Source organism: ANME-2 cluster archaeon, from assembly GCA_019429385.1.
Lineage (GTDB): Archaea > Halobacteriota > Methanosarcinia > Methanosarcinales > Methanocomedenaceae > Methanocomedens_B.
The window spans coordinates 38,832-45,360 of record JAHYIS010000018.1; the positions used below are offsets into that span (position 1 = coordinate 38,832).

The 6,529-nt window shown below is 47.8% G+C and carries 1 protein-coding gene; it reads right to left on the bottom strand.

The window, feature by feature from the left end; translation table 11 throughout:
* Positions 1 to 5 precede the first annotated feature (5 nt).
* Complete coding sequence (locus K0A89_07505) at positions 6 to 6,470, bottom strand: hypothetical protein (GenBank protein ID MBW6518332.1); 6,465 nt, start codon at positions 6,468 to 6,470, stop codon at positions 6 to 8.
* Positions 6,471 to 6,529: the final 59 nt, after the last annotated feature.

Genomic DNA, 6,529 nt, shown 5'->3' on the forward strand with positions numbered 1-6,529 from the left:
TGGAATCATTCTTCTACTTCAAAGGTAACAGTCTGCAGACTACCCCATTTTCCACTGTTTTCCATAGCCCTTACATGCAAAGTATGAATCCCGGGTGCTATGTTTGTGGTGTTTATATTACCGAATAAATACACATGTTTTTCTCCAAAATGACCCCTATCAGGGTATATAGCAATTCCGGTACCGGGTTCACCGTCTCTATCCAGGAATATTTCAGCATCAGCAATATTGCGGAAGGGACTTGCTACTGCTGTAGCATGTATACGGACGCTTTGCCCACGTCTAACCTTTGGTGGTAATACCGTTATATCGCCCTTGATAAAGGGTGCTTCCAGTATTCCACTCCATAGCAGCAATATCACGAAACCTGTGAAAGCAAGAACTGTATACACTATCCACCACGGGATCATATGCTGTTCGGGTTCAATTGAGAACATGACCGCCTGCACTGGTCCCCAGTCATTATCACGTTCCATGGCGTGTACATATATCACATATGTTCCGCGCTCCCAGCCTGTGGTATCAATGGTAAAGGTACCCTCTTCCACCTGTTCATCGAAAACGTCATCATTTGGTCTTACCCGTATGCCGGTTCCTGATTGTCCCACTTCACCAATGAAGTATTCCATATTCCTTATGTACATTTTCCATCCGGATATGGCACTGAAATTAACCACAATACGGTCACCGCTGCGTGCAATCTGGGGAGTGACCTTAATAGAACTTATCTGTGGAGTGGCCTCGAATACATTGATTACATGGAATTCGGTCCTGGATGAATGGCACTGACTGCAATCTTCCACTTCCCCGTGGGGTACGTCTGCAATACTGACAGCATCAAAGTCTGGCTTTACCAGTTGCACATGGCATGATTTACATTCTCTCGGGAACAGGTAGTCTGCGGGATGGGTTTCGGGCTCGGTCCCATCTCCGTGACATGCCCAGCAGGCTTTGTCGATCTCATCAGTGAGTCTGGTCTTGTTGTTGGCATTCTCATTGAGGAGTGCATGACCTCCCAGCTGAGTGGATATAGCATCCACCGTGGCAATACCGAAATTCGCGCTCACATCATGGCACAGGACGCAATCCGGTCCGCCGTCAACACCATCGTTAAGGGGCGGAACATGCAGGTTCTCAGGAGCGCCGCCTGTAAAGAATGTATGATTAATCTGCAGCCAACTAACATTGTAACCGCCAATCTTCTCGTCGTTATCAATAAAATCTGCAAGGTTAGACAGTATTCTTACATTGGTCAGCATTACTGCATCAGCTTCAAATCCATGGAACACCTGCTCCACGTCTGCCCTGAATAATACTACATCTTCAACGGTATGCTGGTTGACAATAAGGTCTTCGTTATATTCTATCCTGTCACCTGCATCATACGTATCTTCTTCAATCTGTTGGCCATTGACTTCAAAGTTGATGAACGCGGTTTCGTCATGAATTTCCACATCTTTGGCAGTGAAATTATAACCGTTAAATATCCACGATTTACTATGACCTTTTGAAATTACAATATTGCTCTCCTGTCTTGGGGTCAGGACTCTCTGGTTGATATCATCCTCTTCAAAGTCCAGGAGCAATTCTGTATAATATGTGTAGTCATCATCCTTATCGATTACAAGATACCTGTGGTGTTCACTGGTATAGTTGTCAACATGGCAGGCATAACATGATTCATCGACCCATTCTGAATGTATGCGCTTCAGTGTCCTGCCTTTTACCATTATCAGGTTTGTTCCTTCGTTGCCCCTGAATACTGCAGTGACATTGACCGATACGATGATGGATTTGATCTCATGGCCGTCTATATCCGTAAGTTCGTCGTGGAACACATAACTTTCGCCATTATGTATGAAACTTTCATTGATCAGTTCTTCATCATGGAATAACTGGACATAAGCGGTTTCGCCATCGATTGAGATATCATTAAAGAATATCATGTACTTGTTGCCAATATTCCATTTCTCACCCATGAAAAGTGTGGCTTCCCGCTCGGTCTCTGACAGTGTGGTAACATTGTCGGTCGGGTCAGGTGCATTACCCCATTTTTCTCCGTTATCCTCATCCAGGTGGCAGTAGATACAGCTGGACGAATTGATCAGCTCTTGCGTTGAACCGTAATGTGATACCAGTGCAACATCTGATTTCACGTCGTTGTCATTATGGCTCTGTAAGCTGTTCTTGTGGCACACGTCACATCCGGCTGTGGTCTCTATATCCTCATCAATAGTCTCCACGTATCTGAAATGCTCATACACCATGGGTTCGCCGAAGATAGACTGGCTCACCGCATGGCAGCTGTTATTGTTGCAGTTCTTGGGTGCATTGTAATTTGCAGGATGTCCGGTGGGTTGGGCAGCATCTGTACCATCGCCATCCCCGTGACAGGCCCAGCACCTCACATTGTTGGGATTGAGGGTAGTGGTGGCAATAGCTACCCGGTTGAGGTCGTAGTGTATATCATTACGACTGTTCATGGCCGAGACATCCAGCCACTTTGGTGTGGGGGCTGCACCGCCTATATCGTGACAGGATACACAGTCCTTGCCTGCACCTCCGGTTACTGCCTCGTCATGGAAATTTACTGGTGTCTGGTTGCCTGCATGGCAGTAGTAACAATCGGTATTATTAGTGTAGACTGAATGGTTGAAGTTGATGATAGTGACACGCGGGTCCATTGGGCTGCCCCATGTTGTATTATTGGCAATGGTGTAATGGCAGTAGGTGCAGTTCTGCGTCTTATTCAGCACTCCGGATAGCAGGTTCTGGGTTGTGCCGTAATGTGATACCCTGTCTGAAATATTGGCATAGCTACTTACGGTCGTATTCACGCTGTTGTTATGGCATACGATACATGATGCATTGGTAGAATTGGTCTCGACATCCAGGGCTCCCGGTCTGTGCTCTGCGACCGGGGGTGCTGAGAAGAAGGATATTGTGGTGCCGTGACAGTCCTCGCAAATCTTTGGTGTATATACATCTTTCTTTGGATGGGCCGGTGGCGCTGTTCCTGTCCAGTGGCAGGCATAGCATGCCAGGTTGGTATCATTGGAGGTATTGGCGCTGTTCAGGTTCTCATGGATTCCTGCTTCCAGTGCAGATACATTTACGGGAGGTGTTTTTCCCGTGGGGTCATTGCCTTCATTATGACACCCTATACAATTGGTAGGGTCCCCACCTGAGACATTATGAAGCTCCACCGGATATGCGGGGTCGGTAGAGTTGTTCGCCTGGGTATGGCACTGGATACAGCCATCAAGGGTATATCCAGGGCTGTGGGTGGGTGGCGGGGCATAGAATGGGGCTGAGTTGTTATATGCGACGTGGCAGTCCGTACAGTTTACCTTGCTGCCGTTGGTCCATCCTGCCCATGAAGGTTGCTGTACTTCACCCATCGGCCACTGGGCATAGTGGAAAATACCGGTACCTGTAACGTTGTGGCATGAGGTACAGTTGACCACCAGTGCGCTGGACAGGTTATCATGGATGAGTATATCGATATGGTTCACATGTGCTGCTTTATAGGTAAATGACCCTGCAGGGGAATGGCATTCATAACACGTGCCATTGACACCGTTGATATTATTTCGCTGGAACGTGGAATTATGCAGTGCACCTGTGGGTGCTGTACTTACATTATGGCATAATTCGCAGGTATTTGCGCTGATATTGGTAGTATTTGCTTTGTTGGCGGGTGCATCCGGATAATGGGTCTGGACAAGTCCGGGCAGATTATATTTTGTAACATTCGTCTGGTTCGTATGACACTTAACACAGGTGTTTGCCAGTGGTTTTTCAAGGGAAATATTATGGAAATCAGTTACTTGCAGCCCGGTGGATGAGTGACAACTTGTACAGTTCCCGGTCCTGTTATGGGCTGACACGGGAGGAGCATTGCCCCAGGTGATGTTAATACCGGTGAGCATGTGACAGTTCACACAATTACTGGTGTTGATAAGACTGGTATTGGTCCCATAATGAGAAATGTTACTTGCATCACTGTCTGTGGTCGACAGAGGGCTGTATGCATTAAGGCTGTTCCTGTGACATGCTTCACAGTCCACGGTTGTGGATATATTTGCCGCTGGTCTGTGATTGGATACAATGCGGTTGCCAGGCATGTTTAGGGTTACATTATCCACATGACATTCCGTACAGTTGCGTGCCGGTACCTGTCCCGGTAACATGGTAGCAGTGTCATTGTGACATTCCTGGCAATCAAGGTTCGATATTACATTAATACCATCACTGCTGTTCGCATTCCTGTGCATACTAAGGTTACTGATATCAATATGCGTGGTTGCCCCCGGACTACCGATATCATGACAAAGAGTGCAGTTTGTCAGGTCACCACTGTAGACATCATGTGCCATTTCTGGTGTGTCTGTGGGTACTGAAGATGTGTTCTGATGACAGTATTTACAGGATGCATCAGTATAATCGGAAAGGGAATGATTGAAATAGTCGGTACTGGTACCGTTCCAGCTGGTACCGTTCAAGATCTCTGGGGGCATTGGAACCAGATATTTGGTGACATTATTATAATAAACAGAGCTTGAATCATTATAGTGGCAAGCTGAACATATCATACCTGTGAAGTCCACAGGTTCAATTCTCAGAACTTCCAGATTACCTAGAGCATCTGGAGTGTGTTTGGTATCGTTATGGCAGTAAATACAGCCGGTTAGATTGTCTATCCAGTAATTATCCCATCTCTGGCCGCTGTTGACATTGCTGTGGGATAGGGGACCAAGGGTGGGTGCACCAAACAACCCGGCTCCCTGGTGGCAGGTGGTACAATTCACTGCACTGACATTGGATGTGGTGAAATTTGTGCCATCTTGCTGCAGGTATTTGACGCCGTGAATGTCCTGCTTAACGGCCAAATGGCATTCGGTACAGTTGACCGAACCGTTGTGTGGTTCTTTTGCCCCTGTTACCACAGGATATCCAAGGTTGTCATGACAACCGGTACACAGAGTCGTATTCTCAAGCACAAGCACGGGTTTGGTGAGACTATCATTATGCATCCAGCCACCGTTATGGCACGATGCATTGGTACAGTTCGGTGATGTAGTACCCCAGGCACCGGCATTCAGACTATGTTCGGGAACACTTGCATTGAATGTAGGATTCACCATTATGCCGGTACTGTTGAACGCTGACCCTGCCTGGTGGCAGTAACTGCAATTCACGCCACCCGACCAGGTACGAAGGTCTGTTCTCTTTTTGCCATAGTGGGCGATAAGGTAACTATCATTGGTCCGGTCGGCCGGATCTGCTCCTGCTGGCCCGATGCTCAGTAATTTCATCTCGGTGAGGTTATGGCATACCATACAGGACGACATGTTATCGGTGCTGTTCCCTGCTTTGAGCTCGGCACCGCTATAGAAATGCTCAACTACTGCAGGAATGATACCTGCTCCAGAAAGGTTAGCAGGTATGTTAGTACCTACGTGGCATTCTTCACAGGTATAGGGTTCAATGCCGTTAAAGTCACCGAGTCGGTCAGCGTGGGACGTTAGCGTGGAAGGATAGGTGCCGTTGTCGATGTGACAGGCCCAGCAGATCTTGTTGGTGTCATTGACCGTACCATACGGATTATTGATTTCACTTGAATTCTGGATATTCTGGTGAATTGATAGTGAATCGTTCATTACCGTGAAATTGATCTTGGGGGCTGAACCACCCAGGTCGTGGCAGCTGATGCAGTCTGCACCGTAACTGCCAACTGCTACTCTATGCACGAATTCTTTCGTAGTGGGTGAACCAGATAACAGGCTGCCGTGACAGGGCTGGCAGGTGGTGTCATTGAAGGTACTACCCATGAACGAGTGGTCGTACCATGACAGGCCAGACCCATCCCAGGCGGTGGTGTTCCCGATGTTGTTATTTGTGATCGTTGGTGGTACCGGAGTCCACTGGGTGCCGTTATAGTTACCGGCACCCTGTTCGTGACAGCCACCGCACCAGATATCATCGCTGGTAAGTGTTGTGTTCAGTGCCTGGCCATTACGGATACTCTCGATAGTCCCGATAGCAGTAATACTGTGCTTGGTATCGTTGTGACAGTATTCGCAGGCTTCGTTGGTGGTGTTCCAGTAAACAGTGCTATTCCACCGGCTGCCGTTATTGAGGTTATCGCTATGTGCGAACATGCTGCTGGTATTGGCAACGAGCGGCCGGGTGGGAGTGAAGTTGGAAAGGGTGGCGTTGTTGCTATGACAGCGGACACAGTTAACTGCGCTGATATTGGATGTGCTGTATGTATCATCCGTTTGCAGGTATTTTACACCATGAATGTCCTGCTTGACCGATAAGTGGCATTCGGTACAGTTGACCGAACCGTTGTGTTGTTCTTTTGCACCAGTAGTGACAGGATAGCTCACCCCATCGTGACAACCGGTACACAGAGTCGTATTCTCAAGCACAAGCACGGGTTTGGTGAGACTATCATTATGCATCCAGCCACCGTTATGGCACGATGCATTGGTACAGTTCGGTGATGTAGTACCCCAGGCAC

Bases quoted from the DNA above. Each gene is read 5' to 3' on its own strand.
- K0A89_07505 (MBW6518332.1), bottom strand. From the start codon at position 6,470: ATGCATAATGATAGTCTCACCAAACCCGTGCTTGTGCTTGAGAATACG.